This window comes from Pseudomonas sp. MYb541 (assembly GCF_037479595.1).
GTDB classification, from domain to species: Bacteria; Pseudomonadota; Gammaproteobacteria; order Pseudomonadales; family Pseudomonadaceae; genus Aquipseudomonas; species Aquipseudomonas canadensis.
The window spans coordinates 12917-35022 of sequence record NZ_JBBGYS010000036.1 but is presented as its reverse complement, the minus strand read 5'-3'; the positions used below and the strand labels follow the sequence as shown (position 1 = coordinate 35022).

The 22106-nt window shown below is 60.4% G+C and carries 29 protein-coding genes; 14 read left to right on the top strand and 15 right to left on the bottom strand.

Translation table 11 applies throughout. From position 1 onward, the window contains the following. Positions 1-132: 132 nt before the first annotated feature. The 5 genes from WH299_RS21260 to WH299_RS21240 all read right to left on the bottom strand — a co-directional run bounded on the left by WH299_RS21260 (position 133) and on the right by WH299_RS21240 (position 4044). The gene (locus tag WH299_RS21260) at positions 133-1044 is read right to left on the bottom strand and encodes an SDR family oxidoreductase (protein ID WP_028617890.1); all 912 of its coding nucleotides are present in this window, start codon (positions 1042-1044) and stop codon (positions 133-135) included. Between the two features lie 117 nt (positions 1045-1161). Continuing rightward, complete coding sequence (locus WH299_RS21255) at positions 1162-2064, bottom strand: alpha/beta fold hydrolase (protein WP_068932145.1); 903 nt, start codon at positions 2062-2064, stop codon at positions 1162-1164. Next, positions 2064-2846, bottom strand: coding sequence for a class II aldolase/adducin family protein (locus tag WH299_RS21250; protein WP_339551209.1), 783 nt, complete (start codon positions 2844-2846; stop codon positions 2064-2066). Before WH299_RS21250 ends, WH299_RS21255 begins: the two co-directional genes overlap by 1 nt. Positions 2847-2996: 150 nt before the next feature. After that, complete coding sequence (locus tag WH299_RS21245; RefSeq protein WP_123477938.1) at positions 2997-3683, bottom strand: LrgB family protein; 687 nt, start codon at positions 3681-3683, stop codon at positions 2997-2999. Then, positions 3673-4044 (bottom strand): CidA/LrgA family protein, encoded by a 372-nt coding sequence (locus WH299_RS21240; RefSeq protein WP_126571411.1) that lies wholly within the window; start codon positions 4042-4044, stop codon positions 3673-3675. The genes WH299_RS21245 and WH299_RS21240 overlap by 11 nt, the downstream gene beginning before the upstream one ends. Positions 4045-4142: 98 nt before the next feature. On the opposite strand from WH299_RS21240, the gene WH299_RS21235 reads away from it, so the two are divergent. Next, entirely contained in the window at positions 4143-5039 is an 897-nt protein-coding gene (locus WH299_RS21235; protein WP_028617895.1) for a LysR family transcriptional regulator, read from the top strand. Here the strand turns inward: WH299_RS21235 and WH299_RS21230 are convergent. Then, on the bottom strand, positions 5020-5475 hold the full coding sequence (locus WH299_RS21230; protein ID WP_122814845.1) for a flavodoxin: 456 nt from the start codon (positions 5473-5475) through the stop codon (positions 5020-5022). The genes WH299_RS21235 and WH299_RS21230 overlap by 20 nt on opposite strands. 128 nt (positions 5476-5603) lie before the next feature. Between WH299_RS21230 and WH299_RS21225 the strand changes: the two genes are divergently transcribed. Together WH299_RS21225 and WH299_RS21220 are read left to right on the top strand one after the other, a co-directional pair. Then, positions 5604-6071, top strand: a complete 468-nt coding sequence (locus WH299_RS21225; RefSeq protein WP_028617897.1) for a PAS domain-containing protein — start codon at positions 5604-5606, stop codon at positions 6069-6071. A 58-nt stretch (positions 6072-6129) separates the two neighbouring features. After that, on the top strand, positions 6130-6735 hold the full coding sequence (locus WH299_RS21220) for a hypothetical protein (protein WP_126571412.1): 606 nt from the start codon (positions 6130-6132) through the stop codon (positions 6733-6735). A gap of 2 nt (positions 6736-6737) precedes the next feature. Here WH299_RS21220 and WH299_RS21215 read toward each other — a convergent pair whose 3' ends face one another. After that, positions 6738-7688 carry a MerR family transcriptional regulator gene (locus tag WH299_RS21215; protein ID WP_126571413.1) on the bottom strand — a complete coding sequence of 317 codons (951 nt, stop codon included), beginning with the start codon at positions 7686-7688 and terminating at the stop codon, positions 6738-6740. Between the two features lie 215 nt (positions 7689-7903). Between WH299_RS21215 and WH299_RS21210 the strand changes: the two genes are divergently transcribed. Genes WH299_RS21210 through WH299_RS21185 form a run of 6 tightly spaced genes read left to right on the top strand, consistent with a single transcriptional unit; the run spans position 7904 to position 10830 of the window. Then, positions 7904-8464 carry an antibiotic biosynthesis monooxygenase gene (locus WH299_RS21210; RefSeq protein ID WP_028617900.1) on the top strand — a complete coding sequence of 187 codons (561 nt, stop codon included), beginning with the start codon at positions 7904-7906 and terminating at the stop codon, positions 8462-8464. Positions 8465-8521: 57 nt separating this feature from the next. Continuing rightward, complete coding sequence (gene folM / locus WH299_RS21205) at positions 8522-9232, top strand: dihydromonapterin reductase (RefSeq protein ID WP_339551208.1); 711 nt, start codon at positions 8522-8524, stop codon at positions 9230-9232. Between the two features lie 19 nt (positions 9233-9251). Further along, on the top strand, positions 9252-9806 hold the full coding sequence (folE, locus tag WH299_RS21200; protein ID WP_122725587.1) for a GTP cyclohydrolase I FolE: 555 nt from the start codon (positions 9252-9254) through the stop codon (positions 9804-9806). A 2-nt stretch (positions 9807-9808) separates the two neighbouring features. Then, positions 9809-10180 (top strand): dihydroneopterin triphosphate 2'-epimerase, encoded by a 372-nt coding sequence (folX, locus tag WH299_RS21195; protein WP_003176029.1) that lies wholly within the window; start codon positions 9809-9811, stop codon positions 10178-10180. A gap of 22 nt (positions 10181-10202) precedes the next feature. Next, positions 10203-10499: a DUF1244 domain-containing protein gene (locus tag WH299_RS21190; protein ID WP_010206472.1), complete on the top strand. Its 297-nt coding sequence runs from the start codon at positions 10203-10205 to the stop codon at positions 10497-10499. Continuing rightward, a complete protein-coding gene (locus WH299_RS21185; RefSeq protein ID WP_122725589.1) occupies positions 10492-10830 on the top strand; it encodes a HopJ type III effector protein in 339 nt (112 codons plus the stop codon). Before WH299_RS21190 ends, WH299_RS21185 begins: the two co-directional genes overlap by 8 nt. A gap of 187 nt (positions 10831-11017) precedes the next feature. Here WH299_RS21185 and trxB read toward each other — a convergent pair whose 3' ends face one another. Then, positions 11018-11980, bottom strand: coding sequence for a thioredoxin-disulfide reductase (gene trxB, locus WH299_RS21180; RefSeq protein WP_016976180.1), 963 nt, complete (start codon positions 11978-11980; stop codon positions 11018-11020). A gap of 283 nt (positions 11981-12263) precedes the next feature. Here trxB and cysZ point away from each other — a divergent pair, with 283 nt between their 5' ends. Both cysZ and WH299_RS21170 read left to right on the top strand, forming a co-directional pair. Then, complete coding sequence (gene cysZ / locus WH299_RS21175; RefSeq protein ID WP_123477924.1) at positions 12264-13031, top strand: sulfate transporter CysZ; 768 nt, start codon at positions 12264-12266, stop codon at positions 13029-13031. Between the two features lie 54 nt (positions 13032-13085). Continuing rightward, positions 13086-14288: a glycosyltransferase family 4 protein gene (locus WH299_RS21170; protein ID WP_323625182.1), complete on the top strand. Its 1203-nt coding sequence runs from the start codon at positions 13086-13088 to the stop codon at positions 14286-14288. Here WH299_RS21170 and WH299_RS21165 read toward each other — a convergent pair. The 7 genes from WH299_RS21165 to rplU all read right to left on the bottom strand — a co-directional run bounded on the left by WH299_RS21165 (position 14257) and on the right by rplU (position 19948). Next, a complete protein-coding gene (locus tag WH299_RS21165) occupies positions 14257-15360 on the bottom strand; it encodes an NADH:flavin oxidoreductase (RefSeq protein ID WP_339551207.1) in 1104 nt (367 codons plus the stop codon). The genes WH299_RS21170 and WH299_RS21165 overlap by 32 nt on opposite strands. Positions 15361-15631: 271 nt before the next feature. Beyond that, entirely contained in the window at positions 15632-16114 is a 483-nt protein-coding gene (locus WH299_RS21160) for a glutathione peroxidase (protein WP_028617907.1), read from the bottom strand. A gap of 101 nt (positions 16115-16215) precedes the next feature. Then, the gene (locus WH299_RS21155) at positions 16216-16680 is read right to left on the bottom strand and encodes a CreA family protein (RefSeq protein WP_068932136.1); all 465 of its coding nucleotides are present in this window, start codon (positions 16678-16680) and stop codon (positions 16216-16218) included. A gap of 15 nt (positions 16681-16695) precedes the next feature. Further along, on the bottom strand, positions 16696-17814 hold the full coding sequence (proB, locus tag WH299_RS21150) for a glutamate 5-kinase (RefSeq protein ID WP_025999729.1): 1119 nt from the start codon (positions 17812-17814) through the stop codon (positions 16696-16698). Between the two features lie 111 nt (positions 17815-17925). After that, on the bottom strand, positions 17926-19149 hold the full coding sequence (cgtA, locus tag WH299_RS21145) for an Obg family GTPase CgtA (RefSeq protein WP_016976186.1): 1224 nt from the start codon (positions 19147-19149) through the stop codon (positions 17926-17928). 192 nt (positions 19150-19341) lie between these two features. Continuing rightward, positions 19342-19599, bottom strand: a complete 258-nt coding sequence (gene rpmA, locus WH299_RS21140) for a 50S ribosomal protein L27 (RefSeq protein WP_003176049.1) — start codon at positions 19597-19599, stop codon at positions 19342-19344. A 34-nt stretch (positions 19600-19633) separates the two neighbouring features. Continuing rightward, positions 19634-19948 carry a 50S ribosomal protein L21 gene (rplU, locus tag WH299_RS21135; protein WP_007950961.1) on the bottom strand — a complete coding sequence of 105 codons (315 nt, stop codon included), beginning with the start codon at positions 19946-19948 and terminating at the stop codon, positions 19634-19636. Between the two features lie 239 nt (positions 19949-20187). On the opposite strand from rplU, the gene WH299_RS21130 reads away from it, so the two are divergent. From WH299_RS21130 to WH299_RS21120, 3 genes are all read left to right on the top strand, one after another. After that, on the top strand, positions 20188-21156 hold the full coding sequence (locus WH299_RS21130) for a polyprenyl synthetase family protein (protein WP_005791318.1): 969 nt from the start codon (positions 20188-20190) through the stop codon (positions 21154-21156). A gap of 115 nt (positions 21157-21271) precedes the next feature. Next, positions 21272-21613, top strand: coding sequence for a zinc ribbon domain-containing protein YjdM (locus tag WH299_RS21125; RefSeq protein WP_027617845.1), 342 nt, complete (start codon positions 21272-21274; stop codon positions 21611-21613). 162 nt (positions 21614-21775) lie between these two features. After that, on the top strand, positions 21776-22033 hold the full coding sequence (locus WH299_RS21120; RefSeq protein ID WP_028617909.1) for a PA4570 family protein: 258 nt from the start codon (positions 21776-21778) through the stop codon (positions 22031-22033). Positions 22034-22106: the final 73 nt, after the last annotated feature.

Sequence of the window (22106 nt, the reverse complement as noted above, 5' to 3'; positions counted from 1 at the left end):
CTGACGTTGATTTGTCGCTCCTTGATCCAACGTCTTACTTCGGCCGCTGCCTATGCAGCGGCCTTTTTTATGCCTGGAATAAAACGGGACGCCATCAGCGCCCCGTAGGATTCAAGCTTATTCAAGCAACGATCACAGGCTGAACTTCTGCAAATTGGCCATCATCTCCTTCAACGCCTCGATGTTGTCCTTGGGGTGCGCCGCCCCTTCGAAGTCGCAGATCTGCTGCCAATGCGCCGCCACGTCATCAGGCGAGAAGCCCGTTTCCGGATCAAAGCCCACCCCCAGGCTACGCTCCCAACGGGTCTTGCCGATCCAGCCGCCGCCCACTTCAAACAGCCCCGAGGTTTCCTGGCACGCTTCACTGCCCAGGTACACCACCAATGGGCTGACCAGCTCAGGCTTGAGCCGCTCGAATACCTGCGGCGGGATCAGGCCTTCGGTCATGCGTGTGCCGCCTGTCGGGGCGATGGCGTTGACCAGGATGTTGTTCTTGCGACCTTCCAGCGCCAGGGTCCGCGTCAGCCCGTACAGACCCAGCTTGGCCATGCCGTAGTTGGACTGGCCGAAGTTACCGTAGATGCCCGAGGTGGACGCGGTGAAGATCACCCGGCCGTAACCTTGCTCGCGCAGATGGGGCCAGGCGGCGCGGGTAACTTTGTAGGCGCCCTCGACATGCACCCGGTAAACCAGGTCCCAGTCGCTGTCGTCCATTTTGTGGAAGGTCTTGTCGCGCAGGATGCCCGCGTTGTTGACCACCACATCGATACGGCCAAACGCATCGAGGGCGTTCTGCACAATCTTGTCACCGTCGGTGACAGAGTCATGGTTGGCTTCAGCAATACCGCCAGCTTCGCGAATCTGCGCCACCACGCGATCGGCAGCCGAAGCGTTGGCGCCTTCGCCCTGGGTGGAACCGCCCAGGTCGTTGACCAGCACCTTGGCGCCATGTTTGGCGAACAGCAGCGCATGGGCACGGCCCAATCCGCCGCCGGCACCGGTGACGATCACGACCTTATCCTGGAACTGCACTGATTCACTCATACCGAACTCCAATGGCGACAATGGGAATAGGTCGAGTGTCAGGCAAGGGGGCGCTGGTCACAATAAAGCCGGCCAGGGCTGAATGGTGTTCGATAAGGCTGGGGGATAGTCGTCAGCTCAGGAATAGGCCAATCGAGGTGTCGGCTGCCCAATCCGGTCACGAAACGCCAGGTAGTGTTTGAGCACCTGCACCGGCGCCTCGATCTGTGGGTAGTGGCCGATATTGGCCAGCAGCACCGTGTCGGCGTGGGGCACCAACTCGCGGTAACGCTCCACCATATGAGCGCCCGAAATCGGATCGATCTCGCCATCGATCACCCGCAGCGGCACATCGCCCTGTTGCATCGCTGCCACCCAACGCTCACGCATACGGCGGCGTTGAGGGATGTAGGCAATGAGTTTGTGCAGGATGCGCGTGCCGTCATGGCAGTCGATCAGGCTCCAGAAATCATCCAGCGCGCTTTCGCTGGGGCGGGTATCAGGGCCAAAGATCTGGTTGAAACTGTTCGCCAAGGCATTGCGCCCAAAGGCGCGACCGATCATCCACCCCAGCGGGCTCAGCAAGAGTTTTTGCACCAGCGCCGGGCGATGGGTTTCGGGAAACAGCCCACCGTTGAGGAACACGCAGCTGGCCATCTGAAAGCGACCCTCGTAGTGCCGGGCCAGCAGTTCCTGGGCGACGCTGTCACCGTAGTCGTGGGCGAGCACGTGCACCGGCTGCTCAACGCGCAGGTGTTCCAGCAATGCTTGTTGCAAATCCGCCTGCTCCAGCAGGCAGTAACCGTGGTCGAGTGGCTTGGCCGAGTCGCCGAAACCGAGCATGTCGCAGGCGATCACCAAGTTGCGCTGGGCCAAGGGCTGCCACAAGTAGTGCCAGTCCCAACTGGCGGTGGGAAAGCCATGGATCAGCAGCAACGGCTCGCCCTGCCCCGCCACCCAATAACGGAGGGTGCGGCCATGGAAGTCGAACGTCTGGCTGCGTTTGCGCCAGGCTCTCAGCGGGATCTCGGCGAGTGGCATCAGCTTCTATACCCAGGGTCTTGAGTGTCCAGCTTACGAAGCAACGCCGGCCAGGCCAGCGCGCCTCCCATACCTTGCGCGCTCTTTGTGACAGCCGCCACCATCGCCTTGGCGCCAGCGAGAATCTGCGGGCCGATGTTGATCAATTCAGCGCCACCGTTTTGCGCCAGCACCTGGATATCGCAGGCGCGCTGGAACGTGAACATCATCAGAAAGGTGTCGGCAATGGTGCTGCCGCAGGTCAGCAGGCCATGGTTGCGCAGCATCAGGAAGTGGTTGTCGCCCAGATCGGCCTGCAGGCGGGCCTTCTCTTCATGATTCAGCGCCACGCCTTCGTAGGCGTGATAAGCCAGGCTCGACAGCACGAATATCGACTGCTGGCTGATCGGCAATATGCCTTGCTTCTGCGCCGCCACTGCCACACCGGCAGCGGTGTGGGTGTGCAGCACGCAGGTCACGTCGTGGCGCACTTCGTGGATGGCGCTGTGAATGGTGTAGCCCGCCGGGTTTATCTCGTAGGGGCTGTCCATCAGCTTGTTGCCGGCCTGGTCGACCTTCACCAGGCTCGACGCGGTGATCTCATGAAACATCAGCCCGTAGGGGTTGATCAGGAAGTCATCCGTGCCCGGCACCTTGGCCGAGATGTGGGTGAAGATCAGGTCATCCCAGCCATGCATCGCCACCAGGCGGTAGCAGGCGGCAAGGTCGACACGGGTCTGCCATTCGGCAGCGCTGACCTGATCTTTGACATTCTGTGGCGATAGAACGGGGGCAAGGCTCACGGCAACGACCTCCTTGGCACATTTTCTTCTTGTTATTTGGGGTGATGGGCCAGTCTAGTCAGACGTCTCTGCCGCCGTAGTTGCCTTGGCAGCCAGCTTGATGACCGTACGAGTCAGCGTTGAGAATAGTTGAAATCCATCCAGGCGACGTCAGAGAAGTGCCGCCAATAAAGGCGCGGCGAACAGGTTGAGCAACCCCGTCAGCACCATCACCAAGCCCGCGACGGAGCCCTCTTCGCCGCCGACTTCGTGGGCTCGGCTCACGCCCGCACCGTGGGCACCCACGCCAAACAACGCGCCGCGCGCCAAGGGTGTGCGCAGCGGCAGCCACTTGAGCAGCACGCCGCCGAGCATGGCACCGAATACGCCGGTGAACATCACGAACACGGCCGTCAGTTCCGGCACGCCACCCAGGTCGGACGACACGGGCATGGCGAACGGTGTGGTGATGGAGCGCGGCACCAGGGACATCGTCACCGAGCTGTCCAACGCCAGGGCTTTGGCCAGGCCGAACGAGGTGGCGATAGAGGCCACGCTGCCGGCGATCATGCCCAACAACAAGGCCGGCCAGTAACGCGCCAGCAACGTGCGCTGCTGCCAGATCGGCACCGCGAACGCCACGGTCACCGGGCCCAGCACGAGCATCAACCAGTGGGTGTCGGCGGAGTACTCGGCGTAGGCGGTGTTCATCGGCACCGCCACGGCCAGCAAGAGTACCGGCACCAGGATCAGCGGCGACAACAGGTAACGGCCGGTACGGCGGTAGATCCAGCGGCTGAAAATGTACGCACCTAAGGTCAAGGCGAGCCAGAACACCGGCATCCATTCAAGCTTCATGGCGCAGGCTCCAACGGCACACCAGTTCGACGGTGAACGCGGTCACCAACATCACCGCCAAGGTGCTGAAGCCAATTACCAGCAAGATGCGCCAGCCGTCATTGCGCAACAGACCACCGTAGTCCAGCAGGCTCATCAGCGCGGGGATGAAGAACAACAACATTTCAGCCATCAATACACCGGCGCCCAATTGCAGGGCCGCCGGTTTGACCAGGCCGCTGGCGAAGGTTGCAAGCAGCAAGCCGAGGCCTACTACACCACCGGGGATCGGCCACGCCAGCCAGACGGCCAACTGGCAACCGAGCAGGTAAATGGCCAACAACACGACCAGTTCAATCAATAGACGGATGAAACGCTTCATGGGCTTTGGGTCCTCGCAGGCCTCCATTTTAGAGAGGCGCGCCCTATCCCCACAGCGAATTGTTAGACTGCAAGCTATTCCAAACAGGAATTCAGTAGATGGAATTCAAACAGCTGCGCAGTTTTGTAGAAGTGATCCACCGGGGTGGCTTCACTCAAGCGGGAAAAACGCTGCACATCAGTCAATCCGCCGTCAGTAAACAAGTGGCACAACTGGAGCAGAGCCTGGGCACACCGCTTTTGGAACGTACCGGCTCCCACATCCGCCTGACCGCCACCGGCGAAGTGGTGCTGCAACGGGCTGAAGCCATGCTGCGCTTACAAACGGAACTGCTCAGTGAGCTGGATGATATGCAGCAACTGACCCGCGGCGAGTTACGCCTGGGCCTGCCGCTATTGGCGGGCGATACGCTGTTTGCCGGGCTGTTTGCCGAGTACCGCAAGCGCTACCCGAAAGTCACCATCCAGTTGCTGGAGGGCGGCAGTCGCACGATCGAACAGGCGATTCTCAATGGTGAACTGGATGTGGGGGGCTGCCTGAACTCCAGTGATCCGGCCTTCGCCCGACAAGCCTTCTGCGATGAACCGCTCGACGCCCTGCTGCCGATGGATCACCCACTGGCACACAACGCTCAGGTGCGCCTGGAGGAACTGGCGGACACGCCGTTCCTGATGTACCAGCGCAGCTTTGTGCTCAATGATCGGTTGATCCAGGCCTGCCAGCAGGTAGGTTTCACTCCCCGGGAAATCGGTCGCAGCGGCCAGGCTGACTTCCTCGCCGCCCTGGTCGCGGCCGGACAGGGCGTGGTGCTGTTGCCCAGCGTGGTTGCCCGTGGGCTGGTGCGACCGGGCGTGGTGCGCCTGACGCTCAAGGCACCCGACGACCTGCGCTGGGACATTGCGTTTACCTGGCGTGCGGGCGCCTATCTGTCGAAGGCCGCCCAGGCCTGGCTGGCGTTGCTGCGGGAATTTCCGGTCAGCCGCGCAGTGCAGTGACCAGCTCGGCCAACCACGGTTCGGCGTCGGCTTCGGGGGTGACGCTTTCGCTGGCGTCCAGGCGCAGCATCGGCAGCACTTCGCGCACGCCGAGTTCACCAAACAGCTCGCGCATTTGTTCGCCGCCACCACAGAAGGTATCACCGTAGCTGGCGTCACCCAGGCCGATCACCGCGCCGGGCAGACCGCGCCAGGCGGCAGGCAGTTGGTCGCGAATGGTCGAATACAGGGGTTGCAGGTTGTCGGGCAACTCGCCCATGCCGGTGGTGGATGTCACCGCAAGGAACGCCTCGGGGCCGAAGGCTTGCACATCCGCCAGCGTGGCGCGTGGATTGTGCCAGGCCTCGAAGCCGGCGGCCTTGAGGATGTCGGCGGCGTGGCGGGCGACTTCTTCTGCAGTGCCGTAGACCGAGCCGGAAAGGATGGCGACTTTCATCAATCTGATCCTGTAGTTGAGCGAAAGCGTGGGATATTAACAGCTGAGGCAAATATTTCGGCGCAGCCCGTGCAACATTCGCCAATTGCCATAAACTTCAGGCTCAAAAACAAGCCATGGACCGCTCAATGATTAACGCCAAGCTGATGCAACTGGTCGTCAACGCTTCCAACGACGGCATCGTCGTCGCCGAGCGCGAAGGCAAGGACAAGCCGCTGATCTATGTCAACCCGGCATTCGAACGCCTGACCGGCTACACCCTGGATGAAATCCTCTATCAGGATTGTCGATTCCTGCAATCGGGCGACCGTGACCAGCCGGCCCTGATGGCCATTCGGGAGGCGCTGGAGAGTGGCGGGGCCTGCCGGGAAATCCTGCGCAATTACCGCAAGGACGGCACCCATTTCTGGAACGAGCTGTCGCTGTCGTCGGTGTACAACGAGGCGGACAAGCAGACGTATTTCGTCGGTGTGCAAAAGGACGTTACCCTGCAAGTCAAAGCCCAGCACCGCGTCGCCCAACTGGAGAGCGAACTGGCGCAGGTCAAGGCTGAACTGGCGATGTTCAAAGCGACGAGCGGATCTAACAAAATTTAGAAAATGCGGTCATTAGGGGGGATAATGGCATTTTAATACCCCCTAATGAGCATGAGTGATGCAGCGTGACGCGCTTCTGACCCAGGATGAGCTGGACTTCATTCAGAATATGCAACACAACCCGCAACTGAACCTGCGGGATGCGTCGTCGAGCTTAACGGTCAACGGGGGCGCGCAAATTCGCGATTTGCTCACACGACTGGCCGCTCATGACCACGTCACCATCCAGGCGCAATTCGACAACCAGCAACTCACTTTTCCGCTGCACCTGGTGGAAGATGAGTTCCATGCGATTCACCTGCGTCTGGGCGTACCGAGTATTTTCGAAGACGGCCCGATGATTCGGCCGTGGCGCCTGGCGCTTGAAACACCGGTGGCGCTGGAAAACATCAGGGGCAACGCAGGTGCGTTGTGGGTGCATGAGGTGTCGTTCAAGGGGGTGCTGGTGGAGATTCGCGGTCGGGTAAAGCCGCCGAAAACCTTTTCCCTGTGGTTCAGTCCTTCGGGTTACGAACGCATCGCGCTGCGCGGAACCTTCGAACGAGAAACCGCACGTGGGCTGTTCGCCTATCGGCTGAGCCAGGGCGACGCCGACGAAACCGAGCGCCTGCGCCAGTTCATCCTGCACCAGCACCGTCTGGTCCATCCTGAAGTCCATGCTTGAGATCAGGTATCCAGGCCACCGCCCAGAAACTGCTGCAAGCGGCGCTGCATCAACCGGCCTTCATTCCCCAGACAGCCGATTGATGAGCCGGCGAGGCTTTCCTGCGCCAAGTCCGCTGCATCACCGGCCAGCAACAACGGGCAATGCAGGGTCAGCGCCAGACGTTTGAGCCGTAGCGGCAGCTCGCTGCTGGGGGCGCGATTGGAAAACAGCACCAAGGCACTGGGTTGGGTCTTTTCACAGATCAGCGTCAACTCATCGAATGGCTGCCCCACACCCAAGATCTTGACCGCTTGTTTTTCCCCGGACATCAGCAGGCCCGCGACCAGCAACTCCAACTCGCGGCACTCCCCCGCAACAGCCGCCAGCAATACGCGAGGCAGCGGCGCAGCGGCGGCCATCTGCAGACGTTGTGCGGTACGCGAGCGCAGGAAATTATCGAAGAACAGCCACTCGCTGGCTTGGCCGAAGCGGCCTTGGTGACGCAACAATGCCTGCCAGAGCGGCATGAAAATGTCCTGGAACACCACGGCGAGGGGATAGGCGGAAAAGATCTGGCCGTACAAACGGTCCAATTGGCGGTCATCGAACGCGCTGATTGCATGGCGCAATTGCCCGTGCCATTGCTCCCACTCCACCTGCGCGCCGAGGGCGGCATCAGGTTCGCTGAGCAACGCGTCGCGCGCCAGGATCCTGCCGACTTTGCTCACAGCTACACCGCGTTCGATCCAGTCGAGAATCCGGTGCACGGTGTCGATATCGATGCGCGAGTACAACCGATGCCCGCTTTCGGTGCGAGTGGGTTGGATCAGGCCGTAGCGCCGTTCCCAGGCACGCAAGGTCACCGGGTTGACGCCGGTCAGCCGGGCGACTTCGCGGATAGGGAAAAGATCATCGGAAACGGTGCCGTTGTCGGAAGTCGTTTCGCGCTGAAGATCAATAGTTTCGGGCATCAGAGGTCAAAAACGTCCGTGTCAGTTTGGATACTATTTAACGCTTATTAGACGGGTTGATTCAAGGAGCACGACGAGCCGACCAAAGTATCTGGCGTATTTCGCTAAAACAGGAATAATCCTTGCCTGTTTTTTCTACGTCGCTGCAACACCCCGCAGCCTCGTTCGTGTGCCGCCTACCCGGCCCAGCGCACTCGCTTATTTGGAGATACACAATGTCTACCTCTCCCGTCACCCTGATGGTTGCGCGCCGCGTGGCCAAAGGTCGCTACGAAGAACTGATGGCCTGGCTGCGCGAAGGCGAGCAATTGGCCACAGACTTTCCCGGCTACCTGGGCTCAGGTGTCCTTGCACCGCCGCCCAACGATGATGAATTCCAGATCATTTTCCGCTTTGCCGATGAAAAGACCCTGCATGCCTGGGAGTTTTCGGCGTCCCGCAGTGCCTGGTTGAGCCGTGGCAGCGAGCTGTTTGCCGACCCATCCGAGCACCGCGTACGCGGTATCGATGGCTGGTTCGGCGCAGTTGGCGCCCGCCCACCACGCTGGAAGCAGGCGGTGGCGATCTGGTTGGCATTTTTCCCAGTGTCACTGCTGTTCAACTTTGTCCTCGGACCGCTGCTCAGCGAGCTCGACCTGGCGCCGCGAGTACTGGTCAGCACAATGGCCCTTACGCCGCTGATGGTGTACTGGTTCATCCCGCTGTCGACCCATCTGTTGGCCAATTGGCTGCATCCTGTTCCGACCCCACGCAAGGCCAGCGAAGCCGCTGCTTGAGTACAGGGGCGCCCGGTCGCTGGTATAGTTTCAATCTGCCAGCGACTCGAGCCTCCCATGACTGCAACGAACGCCCCGATCCTGATCACCGGCGCCGGCCAGCGTGTCGGTCTGCATTGCGCCCAGCGCCTGCTGGACGACGGCCATCCGGTGATTTTCAGCTACCGCAGCGAGCGGCCCGGCGTACAGACCCTACGCGAGCGCGGAGCGATCGGGGTGTTTGCCGATTTCTCCAGCGAGGCCGGCATCCTGGCGTTTATCGCTGAACTGAACACCCATACCCAACGCCTGCGCGCGATCATCCACAACGCCTCGGCCTGGATCGCCGAAACGCCCGACGAAGAAAGTCGCGCCTTTACCGACATGTTCAGCGTGCACATGCTTGCGCCGTATCTGATCAACCTGCATTGTTCACCTTTGCTGCAACGCTCTTCTCCCGCAGACATCGTGCACATCAGCGATGACGTGGTGCGCAAGGGCAGCCGCCAGCACATTGCCTATTGCGCCACCAAGGCCGGCCTCGACAGCCTCACGCTGTCATTTGCCGCGCAGTTCGCGCCGTCGATCAAGGTCAACGGCATCGCCCCGGCAATGGTGATGTTCAACGAAGGCGACGACGCAGCCTACCGCGCCAAGGTGCTGGCCAAGTCGGCACTGGGCATCGAGCCCGGGCCCGAGGTGATCTATCAGAGCGTGCGTTACCTGCTGGATAACCCTTATGTCACCGGTACCACCCTGACCGTCAACGGCGGGCGGCATATCAAGTAGCCGTTTGTGAGGATGTTGTATGACCCTGCCCCACCATTACCGCGAGATCCTCAAAGGCCTGGGCGAAGACCCGGAACGCGAAGGCTTGCTCGACACGCCCAAGCGCGCCGCCAAGGCCATGCAGTACCTGTGTCACGGCTACGAGCAAAACCTGGAAGAGATCATCAACGGTGCGCTGTTCACCTCCGACAATGACGAGATGGTGATCCTCAAGGACATCGAGTTGTACTCGCTGTGCGAGCACCACCTGCTGCCCTTCATCGGCAAGGCCCACGTGGCCTATATTCCCACCGGCAAGGTGCTGGGCCTGTCGAAGCTGGCGCGCATCGTCGATATGTTCGCCCGGCGCCTGCAGATCCAGGAAAACCTCACGCGGCAGATCGCCGACGCGATCCAGGACGTGACCCAGGCCGCCGGCGTGGCCGTGGTGATCGAAGCCAAGCACATGTGCATGATGATGCGCGGTGTGGAAAAACAGAATTCAACCATGAACACCTCGGTGATGCTCGGCGCGTTCCGCGAGTCGAACACCACGCGCATGGAGTTCTTGCAACTGATCGGACGGAGCAAGTAGCAATGCCACAACTTCAACCAGGCATGGCGCGCATCCGGGTCAAGGACCTGTGCCTGCGCACGTACATCGGCATCAACGAGGACGAGATCCTCAACAAGCAGGATGTGCTGATCAACCTGACCATCCTGTATGCCGCCCAGGAAGCCGTACGCGACAATGACATTGATCATGCGCTGAACTACCGCACCATCACCAAGGCGATCATCGCCCACGTCGAGGGCAACCGCTTTGCCCTGCTGGAGCGCCTGACCCAGGAACTGCTGGACCTGGTGATGAGCAATGAGTCGGTGCTGTACGCCGAGGTCGAAGTGGACAAGCCCCATGCGCTGCGCTTTGCCGAATCGGTTTCGATTACCCTGGCGGCCAGCCGCTAACCCTGAATTGTCAGTGAGCCCTATGAACGACCAACAACGCCTCGAACTTGAAGCCGCCGCCTTCCGCCGCCTGGTGGCGCATCTGGACAGCCGCAAGGATGTGCAGAACATCGACCTGATGAACCTCTCGGGCTTCTGCCGCAACTGCTTGTCCAAGTGGTACAAGGCCGAGGCCGACGAGCGCCAGATCGAGCTGAGCCTCGATGACGCCCGTGAAGTGGTGTACGGCATGCCGTACGCCGAGTGGAAAGCCCAATACCAGAAAGAAGCCAGCGCCGACCAACAGGCTGCGTTCGCCAAAGGAAAAACCCATGACTGATTTGAACACCCTGCGCGCCAGCCTCAACAGTGGCGAACATGTTTTTGCCGATACCTTGGCTTTTGTTGCTGCTGGTTATGACTACCAGCCGCAAGCGTTCACCAATGGCGACGTGGACAATGCCGCGGGACAGAACGAAGGATCGTGCAAGACCCTGGGCCTGGCGCTGCTGGAGGGTCTGAGCGACCAGGAAGCGCTGCTGGCGTTTGGTGAGCATTACCGCTCGGTAGTGGCGACGCCTGAGGGCAGTGATCACGGCAACATCCGTGCGCTGATCGCCCATGGGTTGGCCGGTGTGAAATTTGACCAGCAACCTCTGACACGCCGCTAAATCAATTTGAAAACCTGGTCAGTGTGGGAGCCGGGCTTGACCGCGACAGCGGTGGTAACTGACACACCGCTATCGCAGGCAAGCCAGCTCCCACAGGGGTTGGGTTAACACTTCATGACCTGGGTGTTAGTTAAATTGCGGACATAAAAAAACCGGCCTTTCAGCCGGTTTTTTTATTTCAACGGGTTCAGAACGAAGCGTTCTGCAGGCCGTCGAGATAACGCTCGGCATCCAGTGCCGCCATGCAACCGGCGCCAGCCGAGGTGATGGCCTGGCGGTAGACGTGGTCGGCCACGTCACCGGCAGCGAAGATACCTTCGATGTTGGTGGCCGTCGCGTTACCTTCACGACCGCCCTGCACCACCAGGTAACCGTCTTTGGCTTCCAGCACGCCTTCGAACAGCGAAGTGTTCGGGGTGTGGCCAATGGCGATGAACACGCCGTCGACTTTCAGTTCGTCGAAGCTGCCGTCGTTGTTCTTCAGGCGGGCACCGGTCACGCCCATGTTGTCGCCCAGGACTTCGTCCAGGGTGGCGTTGAGCTTGAGGATGATCTTGCCTTCAGCGACACGGGCATGCAGCTTGTCGATCAGGATCTTCTCGGCGCGGAAGGTCTCGCGGCGGTGAACCAGGGTCACGGTACTGGCGATGTTGGCCAGGTACAGCGCTTCTTCCACGGCCGTGTTGCCGCCACCGACTACGGCGACTGGCTTGTTGCGGTAGAAGAAACCATCGCAGGTCGCGCAGGCCGAAACGCCTTTGCCCATGAACGCCTCTTCCGACGGCAGGCCGAGGTAGCGGGCGCTGGCGCCGGTGGCGATGATCAGCGCGTCACAGGTGTAAACGCCGCTGTCGCCGGTCAGGCTGTAAGGCTTTTTGGAGAAGTCGACTTGGTTGATGTGGTCAAACACGATCTCGGTTTCGAAACGTTCGGCGTGTTCTTTCATACGTTCCATCAGCACCGGGCCGGTCAGGCCGTGGACGTCGCCCGGCCAGTTGTCGACTTCGGTGGTGGTGGTCAGTTGACCACCCGCCTGCATGCCAGTGATCAGCAGCGGCTTCAGGTTGGCCCGGGCAGCGTAGACCGCAGCGCTATAACCGGCAGGGCCGGAACCCAGGATAATCACTCGCGAATGACGGGTATCAGACATGACTCACTCCTATCGACCGCCCGGACTACAAGGCGGCTGGAATAAAAAAGGGACCACGAAGCACTTGGGGAAGGCTTCAACTCGCAGACCCTGAAAAATAATGGGTGCAGCGTATCGAGGGGGGCAAGATTAAGGAAATACGGAATAACAATCCAGCTCATAGGTGGTCTCTATGCAGTCGACCCGATTAATCGACGCCTTTGTTACCGTTGATGTCGTCGCTTTCACCGCTGGTTTAAAGCCGGTAAGGTCGGCGCGTTCGTCATCCTGTTCGGAGTCCTCCATGCCCGCCCCCGCTCTTTCCGGCCCGCAATACCTGCGCGAAGGCCTCAAACTGGTGCTGAGCCCCGGCCTGCGCCTGTTTGTGCTGCTGCCTCTGGCGATCAACCTGATGCTGTTCGTCGGCTTGATCTATTTCGCCGGTCATCAGTTCAGCTTGTGGGTCGATCATTTGATGCCGACGCTCCCGAGCTGGCTGAGCTTTCTGAACTACCTGCTCTGGCCCCTGTTTGTCGTGCTGGTGGTACTGATGGTGTTTTTCACCTTCACCATGCTGGCCAACATCATCGCCGCGCCCTTCAACGGTTTTCTCTCGGAGAAAGTGGAAGTGGTGGTACGCGGCACCGATGACTTCCCGGCCTTCAGCTGGGGCGAGTTGATCGCCATGGTCCCGCGCACCCTGGCACGGGAAATGCGCAAGCTGGGTTACTTCCTGCCACGGGCCATCGGCCTGTTTATCCTGTCGTTCATACCAGTGGTCAACCTGATCGCCGCCCCGCTGTGGCTGCTGTTCGGTGTGTGGATGATGGCGATCCAATACATCGACTACCCGGCAGACAACCACAAGCTTGGCTGGAACGAGATGCTCGCCTGGCTGCGTGAGAAACGCTGGCAGAGCATGAGCTTCGGCGGGATTGTTTACCTGGTGCTGCTGGTACCGGTGGTCAACCTGCTGATGATGCCGGCAGCGGTGGCTGGGGCGACGTTGTTCTGGGTGCGTGAGCAAGGTGCCGAAGCGATGGCGCAGCAGCAAAAGATAACCCAGTCATAAATCCATCATCTCGATGACACAATGACGACATGGCCCACGGCGACACTGTGGGTCATGACGACAGCTTCGCTTCACATCACCCTCATTACCGAAACCTTCCCGCCTGAGATCAACGGGGTGGCCAATACCCTAGGTCGCCTGTGCGAGGGGTTACGGGCCCGCGGCCATCAAGTCGAGCTGGTGCGCCCGCGCCAAGGTGTCGACCAGAGCCGCCCCAGCGACGACGCCTTGCTGCTGTGCCGTGGCTGGCCGCTGCCGGGTTATCCGGGGCTGCAATGGGGGCAGTCGTCGATGCACAAGTTGCTGCGGCGCTGGACCCGTCAGCGCCCGGACGTGCTGTACATTGCCACGGAAGGGCCTTTGGGCCTGTCTGCCCTGCGCGCCGCGCGTCGCCTGGGGATCAGCGTGGTCAGCGGCTTTCACACCAACTTCCAGCAGTACTCGAACCAATATGGCATGAGCCTGTTGAGTCGGATGGTCACTCACTATCTGCGCTGGTTCCACAACCGTTCGACGCTGACCCTGGTACCCAGCGCCAGCCAGCGCCTGGAACTGGAACGCAAGCATTTCGAGCGTCTGGGGATGTTGGCGCGCGGAGTGGACAGCCAACTGTTCCATCCCGCCAAACGCGATAGCGCGCTGCGGGAAAGTTGGGCACTGAACAGTGAGCAGACCGCCGTGCTCTATGTGGGCCGACTGGCCCAGGAAAAAAACCTGGGGCTGCTAAAGCGCTGCTTCGAGGCCTTGCAGGACACCTATCCCCTGCGTCAGATGAAGCTGATCATCGTCGGCGATGGCCCGCAACGCGCGACGATGGAAAAGGAACTGCCAGAGGCGATTTTCTGCGGCACCTTGCGCGGCGAAGAACTGGCACGGCATTACGCGTCAGGCGATGTGTTCCTGTTTCCCAGCCTGACTGAAACCTTCGGCAACGTGGTGCTGGAAGCAATGGCGTCGGGGTTGGGCGTGGTCGCCTACGACCAAGCCGCTGCGACCCAGCATATTCGCCATGGCTACAACGGTGTGCTGGCGATGCCTGGGGATGAGAATGCGTTTTGCGAGGCGGCCAACTGGCTGCTGGAAGACGCTGAAAGCCTGCGTCGTATGCGCCTGAACGCGCGCCAGCATGCGAGTCGCCAGGGTTGGCCGGCGATAATCGAGCAGTTCGAGCGCCAACTGCGCGGGGTATGCAAGGACGGGCACCCGGTGCCCGCCCTGTTGCCACTTACACCAGGGTCGTCAACGCGTCACGACTGAATGGCAGGATGTCGCTCTCGCGGCCTTCGCGCACCTTCACGGCCCAGTCCGGGTCCACCAGCAGGGCACGGCCCACGGCTACCAGGTCGAACTCGTCGTTGTTCAGGCGCTCCAGCAACTTCTCCAGGCTCGCCGGTTGCGCGACCTTGTCGGTGTTGACCATGAACTGCAGGAACTCGCCATCCAGGCCGACGCTGCCTACAGTAATGGTCGGCTTGCCGGTGAGCTGCCGGGTCCAGCCTGCCAGGTTGAGGTCGGAACCTTCGAACTCCGGCTCCCAGAAACGACGGGTGGAGCAGTGGAAAATATCCACACCCGCTTCAGACAATGGCTTGAGAAACTCGCCCAGCGCCTCGGGGGTTTGCACCAGGCGCGCAGTGTAATCCTGCTGCTTCCACTGGGAGAACCGGAAGATGATCGGGAAGTCCGGACCGACGGCGGCGCGGGTGGCCTGAATCAGCTCAATGGCGAAACGCGAGCGGTTGGCCAGGCTGCCACCGTACTCGTCGGTACGCTGGTTGCTGCCTTCCCAGAAGAACTGGTCGACCAGATAGCCATGGGCGCCGTGGATCTCAACGCCGTCCATACCGATGCTCTGCGCATCCTTGGCGGCTTGGGCGAAGGCGTTGATCACCTCCTTGATGTCTTGATGCGTCATGCCGTGCACGACCACGTTGCCATCCTTGAGTTTTTCCATCGGGCCATAGGCCGGCACGCTGACATCCGGCTCGGTGCCGATGCGGCGCACGCTGCCCACGTGCCACAACTGCGGGACGATTTTGCCGCCTTCGGCGTGTACCGCGTCGACCACTTTTTTCCAGCCAGCCAGCGCGGCTTCACCGTAGAAGTGCGGCACATTGGGGTAGCCATTCGAGGCTTGATGACCGACCACGGTGCCTTCGGTGATGATCAGGCCTACGCCGGCAGCGGCGCGGCGACGGTAGTACTCGATGACTTTGGAGTTGGGAACGCCACCCGGCGAGAACGAGCGGGTCATCGGTGCCATGACGACGCGGGTCGACAGTTGCAACGCACCGAGCTGGAAGGGTTTGAACAAGGCTTGGACGGGCATGGGGCACTCCACGAAAGACGGGGTTTATGACGCGGATAATATGGGGAGCGCAAGGTGCTGGGTAGCACTATTGATCTGGGTGATTAAGGGGTAAAAGTGGCACAACCGGTTGCCGCTGACCTGTAGTGAGCGGGCTTGCCCCGCGCTGGGTGGCGAAGCCGCCCCAGTAAAAACGCCGCGTTCTGTCTAGACATGCGGCGTCTGATTTTAGGGCGGCTTCGCCACCCAGCGCGGGACAAGCCCGCTCACCACAAAAGCCTTCTGGACGTCTTCAGGCCAGGGCTTTTTCGATGGCCTGGACGATCGTCGGATCATCCGGCGCAGTACGCGGGGAAAAGCGTGCGAGCACCCGCCCATCCTTGCCCAGCAGGAACTTCTCGAAATTCCAGGTGATGTCCCCAGGAAACTCGGCGCCCTCGCCCGCCAGCAGGCGGTACAGCTGATGACGATCAGGCCCATTGACCTCAAGCTTGCTGCCCAACGGGAAGGTCACCCCGTAATTCAGGCTACAGAACGCCTGGATTTCTTCCTCGGTGCCCGGTTCCTGACCGGCAAACTGATTGCACGGCAGGCCAAGTACGGTAAACCCCTGGTCCTTGTACTGCTGGTAGAGCTTCTCCAGCGCGGCGTATTGCGGGGTCAAACCACATTTGGAGGCCACGTTGACCACCAGCACCACTTGCCCCTTGAAGGGCGCCAGCGGTAGCTCTTGTCCGTCCAAAGCTTTGAGTTTCAGGTCGTGGAAAGCACTCATGACGAACTCCAGATATCCCATGTTCTTCGCATTGCGGCACGTCGAGATTACAACCCGCAAGCCAGCAATCATAGACGCCGATTGCAAAACCCGCCCGCGAGTTACTGAGCGGTCGGCCAGGGCAAAATCGGAATGGCGGTCACGGCGTTTTGCGGGCTGCCTTCGATCAGGCGGTCGCTGTACACCAGGTAAACCAGGGTGTTGCGCTTCTTGTCGAGGAAGCGCACCACCTGCATGGTCTTGAACACCAGGGAGGTGCGTTCCTTGAACACTTCGTCGCCGTCCTTGAGCTCGCCCTTGAAGCGGATCGGCCCGACCTGACGGCAGGCAATCGAGGCTTCGGCGCGATCTTCGGCCAGGCCCAGGCCGCCTTTCACGCCGCCGGTCTTGGCACGCGACAGGTAGCAGGTCACGCCGTCGACCTTGGGGTCATCGAAGGCTTCAACCACGATCCGGTCGTTGGGGCCGACAAACTTGAACACTGTCGACACCTGACCGATTTCTTCAGCCGAGGCCAACAGCGGCATGACCAGCAGCAGGCCGAGCAATCCCTTCATTACGCGCATCGTGTATTCCTTTGGTTAGACCAGGATCAGGTTATCGCGGTGAACCAGCTCTGGTTCGGCCATGTAACCTAGTAGTCCGACAATCGCATCAGAGGATTGTCCAATGATTTTCTGGGCTTCAAGGGCGCTGTAGTTGGCCAGGCCACGGGCGATCTCACGACCGTCCGGCGCCACGCACACCACCATCTCGCCCCGGCGGAAGCTGCCCTGCACCAGCTTGACGCCGACCGGCAGCAGGCTCTTGTTGCCTTGGGACAACGCCGATACGGCGCCATCGTCCAACACCAGGGTGCCACGGGTTTGCAGATGACCGGCCAGCCATTGCTTGCGCGCCGCCAGCATGCCGCGTTCCGGCGACAACAGCGTACCGATGCGCTCGCCCGCCTTGAGCCGGTCCAGCACGCGCTCGATGCGCCCGCCGATGATGATGGTGTGGGCGCCGGAACGCGCCGCCAGGCGCGCCGCACGCAGCTTGGTCTGCATGCCGCCGCGGCCCAGGGCGCCGCCGACACTGCCGGCCACGGCGTCCAACGCCGGGTCATCGGCGCGAGCCTCATAAATAAGCTGGGCTTCGGGGTTGTTGCGCGGGTCGGCGTCGAACATGCCGTCGCGGTCGGTGAGGATCACCAGCAGGTCAGCTTCCACCAGGTTGGCCACCAGGGCGGCCAAGGTGTCGTTGTCGCCAAAGCGGATTTCGTCAGTGACCACGGTGTCGTTTTCGTTGATCACCGGGATAACCTTGAGTTCCACCAACGCGCGCAGGGTGCTGCGGGCGTTGAGGTAACGCTTGCGGTCGGACAGGTCGTCGTGGGTCAGCAGGATCTGCGCCGTGTGCCGGCCGTGCTCGGCAAAGCTGGATTCCCAGGCTTGCACCAGGCCCATCTGACCGATGGCGGCGGCGGCTTGCAGTTCGTGCATCGCGCTGGGTCGCGCAGTCCAGCCGAGGCGGCTCATCCCGGCGGCAACCGCTCCGGACGACACCAGCACCAACTCCACACCGGCCTCATGCAAGGCCACCATCTGCTCGACCCAGACGCTCATGGCTGCACGATCGAGCCCCTTGCCATCCGCCGTCAGCAACGCACTGCCGATCTTTACGACCCAGCGCTGCGCACCTGTCACTTTGCTCCGCATCATCTTCAACCTTAGATTGAGGGCTGCGCGACCCAGCGCGGCCCATAACGTTAAACCCGGATACTAAAACGCCGCTCTAACAGGAGCGGCGTTCAAGTTTATCGCAACGACTCAGTCGCGCACGTAAATGATTTCAGGACCGTCTTCATCATCCACGTCTTCTTCGTCCCAATCGTCGTCACCGATGTCATGGACCGACTTCACGCCGCTGCGGCGCAGGGCACGCTGGTCGTCCAGCGCTTGCAACTGGGCGCGGGCTTCGTCTTCGATCTGTTGATCGAGCTCAGCCAGTTCGGCCTTGAACACCGGATCGGCCGCCAGGCGGTCGGCGCGGTCTTCGAGGTAGCGCATGATGTCACGGGTCAGGCGCTCGGTGCCTTCTTTGGCGATGGCCGAGATCACGTAGACCGGACCTTCCCACTCCAGGCGGTCAACGATTTCCTTGACGCGCTCTTCGTGCTCTTCTTCCAGGATCTGGTCGCACTTGTTCAGCACCAACCAGCGATCACGCTCAGCCAGGGCCGGGCTGAACTTGGTCAGCTCGCTGACGATCACTTCGGCGGCGTCCGGTGCGCTGGTGTCATCCAGCGGCGCCATGTCGACGAGGTGCAACAGCAAACGGGTACGCGACAAGTGCTTGAGGAAGCGAATCCCCAAGCCAGCGCCATCGGAGGCACCTTCGATCAAGCCGGGAATGTCGGCGATCACAAAGCTTTTCCAACGGTCGACGCTGACCACACCGAGGTTTGGCACCAGGGTGGTGAACGGGTAGTCGGCGACTTTCGGCTTGGCGGCCGAAACCGAGCGAATGAAGGTACTTTTACCAGCGTTCGGCAGGCCCAGCAGGCCCACGTCAGCGAGTACTTTCATTTCCAGCTTGAGGTCACGCTGCTCGCCCGGCTTGCCTGGCGTGGTCTGGCGTGGCGCACGGTTGGTACTGGACTTGAATCGGGTGTTACCCAGACCGTGCCAGCCGCCCTGTACAACCATCAGCTTCTGGCCAGCCTTGGTCAGGTCGCCGATCACTTCCTGGGTCGCAGAATCGATAATCGTGGTACCGACCGGTACGCGCAGTACCAGGTCTTCGCCTTTTTTACCGGTGCAGTCGGTGCTGCCGCCGTTGGAGCCACGCTCGGCATCGAAGTGCCGGGTGTAACGGTAGTCGACCAGGGTGTTGAGGTTTTCGTCGGCCATCATGTAGATGGAACCGCCGTCACCGCCGTCACCGCCGTTGGGGCCACCGTTTTCGATGAACTTTTCGCGACGGAAACTCATGCAACCGTTACCGCCGTCGCCTGCTTTTACTCGGATGGAAACTTCATCAACGAACTTCATAACAAAACGCCTCTCGTCGCATGGACGAGCTTAAGAAACCAAGACATAAGACTCTTGCAAAAATGAGCGCAGCGACCTCAATCAGCGACCGCAAACCAGCGCCTGAGCCCATTACAAACAGCTTTGCAAGAGACTCACCCCACAAACGAAAAAGCCCCGTCGCAAGACAGGGCTTTTCCAGCGATCTCGCAATTAAGCTGCGACAACGCTCACGTAACGGCGGTTGAACGCGCCTTTTACTTCAAACTTGATCACGCCTTCGATTTTCGCGAAGAGGGTGTGATCTTTACCCATGCCAACACCGTAACCGGCGTGGAATTGGGTGCCGCGCTGACGCACGATGATGTTGCCCGGAATGATTTTCTGGCCGCCATACATCTTCACGCCAAGGCGTTTGGCTTCTGAGTCGCGACCGTTACGGGTACTACCACCAGCTTTTTTGTGTGCCATGAGTCAATTCTCCTAGTGAGGAATTAGGCTGAAATTAAGCCTGAATACCGGTGATTTTGATCTCGGTGTACCACTGGCGGTGGCCCATACGCTTCATGTGGTGCTTACGACGACGGAACTTGATGATGCGGACTTTATCGTGACGACCTTGGGAGATCACTTCAGCCACAACGGTAGCGCCAGCAACAACTGGAGCGCCGATGTTCACGTCATCGCCATTGGCGACCAACAGAACGCGATCAAAAGTAACGGATTCGCCGGTAGCGACTTCCAGTTTTTCGATCTTCAGGTATTCACCTGGGGCGACTTTGTATTGCTTGCCACCAGTAACAATTACTGCGTACGACATGGTATTTCTCCGATAATCCTGCTCACCCAGCGCTTTATAAGAAGAGGTATTGGCTGGCATGGCTGCATGGGATGGACGTCCCGAATGCAATTGCGTAAGGCAGGTGCTGCCCAGGAAGTTCAGGGTGCGCGATTGTACGCAAGGCTTTGATGCGTTGCAAGTGGCCGTCTATCGCGCCTTGACACTACGGGGCGTGGGTCCTAGCATGCCGCGCAACCCTTCTGGAGCGACTGTCGCTGATGCAACCCCAAGCTTTCTACCGCGCGGTCGCGGACGATTTTAGCGCCGTCGACGGCATCATCAAGCAGCAGCTGACGTCTAAAGTGCCGCTGGTCTCCAAAATTGGTGACTATATTACGTCGGCGGGCGGTAAGCGCCTGCGTCCTTTATTAGTGCTGCTGTGCGGCAAGGCCCTGGGTCGCGAAGGCGATGACCTGCGCCTGCTGGCGGCCACTATCGAATTCCTGCACACCGCCACCCTGCTGCATGACGACGTCGTCGACATGTCCGGCATGCGCCGTGGCCGTGAGACCGCCAATGCCATGTGGGGCAACGCCCCTAGTGTGCTGGTGGGTGACTTCCTGTACTCGCGCTCGTTCGAAATGATGGTTGAACTCGGCTCGATGCCGGTGATGAAGATTCTTTCACAGGCCACCCGCATCATCGCCGAAGGCGAAGTGCTGCAACTGTCGAAGGTCCGTGACGCCAGCACCACCGAAGAAACCTACATGGAAGTGATTCGCGGCAAAACCGCGATGCTCTTCGAAGCCTCCACCCACAGCGCCGCCGCGCTGTGCGGCGCAACGGCCGAACAGGCCGAAGCCCTGCGCACCTTTGGAGACCACCTGGGCGTGGCGTTCCAACTGGTCGACGACCTGCTCGACTACAAGGGCGACGCTGAAACCCTGGGCAAGAACGTCGGTGATGACCTGGCCGAAGGCAAGCCGACCCTGCCGCTGATCTACACCATGCGCGAAGGCACGCCGGAACAGGCCGCCCTGGTGCGCAAGGCGATCCAGAAAGGCGGGATCGAAGACCTGGAGGCCATCCGTGCCGCCGTGGAAGCCTCGGGTTCGCTGGAGTACACCGCACAACTGGCGCGTGACTACGTGGCCCGTGCCATCCAGTGCCTGGAAGCCCTGCCCGCCAGCGAATACCGCGACGCCCTGGTCGAGCTGAGTGAGTTCGCGGTCGCGCGTACTCACTAAAGCGCGGTCTATGTGGGAGGGGCCCCTCCCACATTTAGATTTCATACAACCTGTAAGACTGCAAAACCCTATATAATGTGCGCCCTTTAGCCATCCTGACTCTCAAGGAGCCCTAGTGAGCACGTTGCCACCTTGCCCGAAATGCAATTCCGAATACACCTACGAAGACGGCGCCCAGCTGATCTGCCCGGAATGCGCCCATGAGTGGTCCGCCAATGGCGAGGCCGAAGCGGCTAGCGACGAAACCGTGAAGAAAGACTCCGTCGGCAATGTGCTGCAGGACGGCGACACCATCACCGTGATCAAGGACCTCAAGGTCAAGGGTACTTCCCTGGTGGTGAAGGTCGGCACCAAGGTCAAGAACATCCGCCTGTGCGACGGCGACCACGATATCGACTGCAAGATCGACGGTATCGGCCCGATGAAGCTCAAGTCCGAGTTCGTGCGCAAAGTCTGAATATGCTGCCCCCCATCCCGCGCCCGCCGCGGGATGGCGTTTCGCCCTCCCGTTTGATCCCGCGCAATATCCACACAGAAAAACCCAGAAACCGCCAATAGGCACTTGCTATTCTACGAATAAGAATTATTCTCATTGAAACCCATCAAGGAGATGAGACCCATGACTTATTTGATAGATGCCTGGCTGGACCGCCCACAGCCTTACCTGCGGATCCTGCATCGGGAAACCGGTGAAGTCTGTGCCGTGCTGGAAGAAGAAGCGCTGAATGAACTGCAGGACCAGGGCGACCTGGACGTCAATGGGCTGAGTTCGAGCGAACCTGGCGTGTTGAAGGAAGTGGTGCGCAATCTGTTTCTGTTCTGCTATGCCCGAGCGTTGCGCCCGGCGACAGAGCTGAATGGCAAGTTCCATCCATGAGCGAGGTTGAATCCACCTGCTTTATGTCGGAGCTGGCTTGCCTGCGATAGCATCAACTCGGTAAGACATCAGA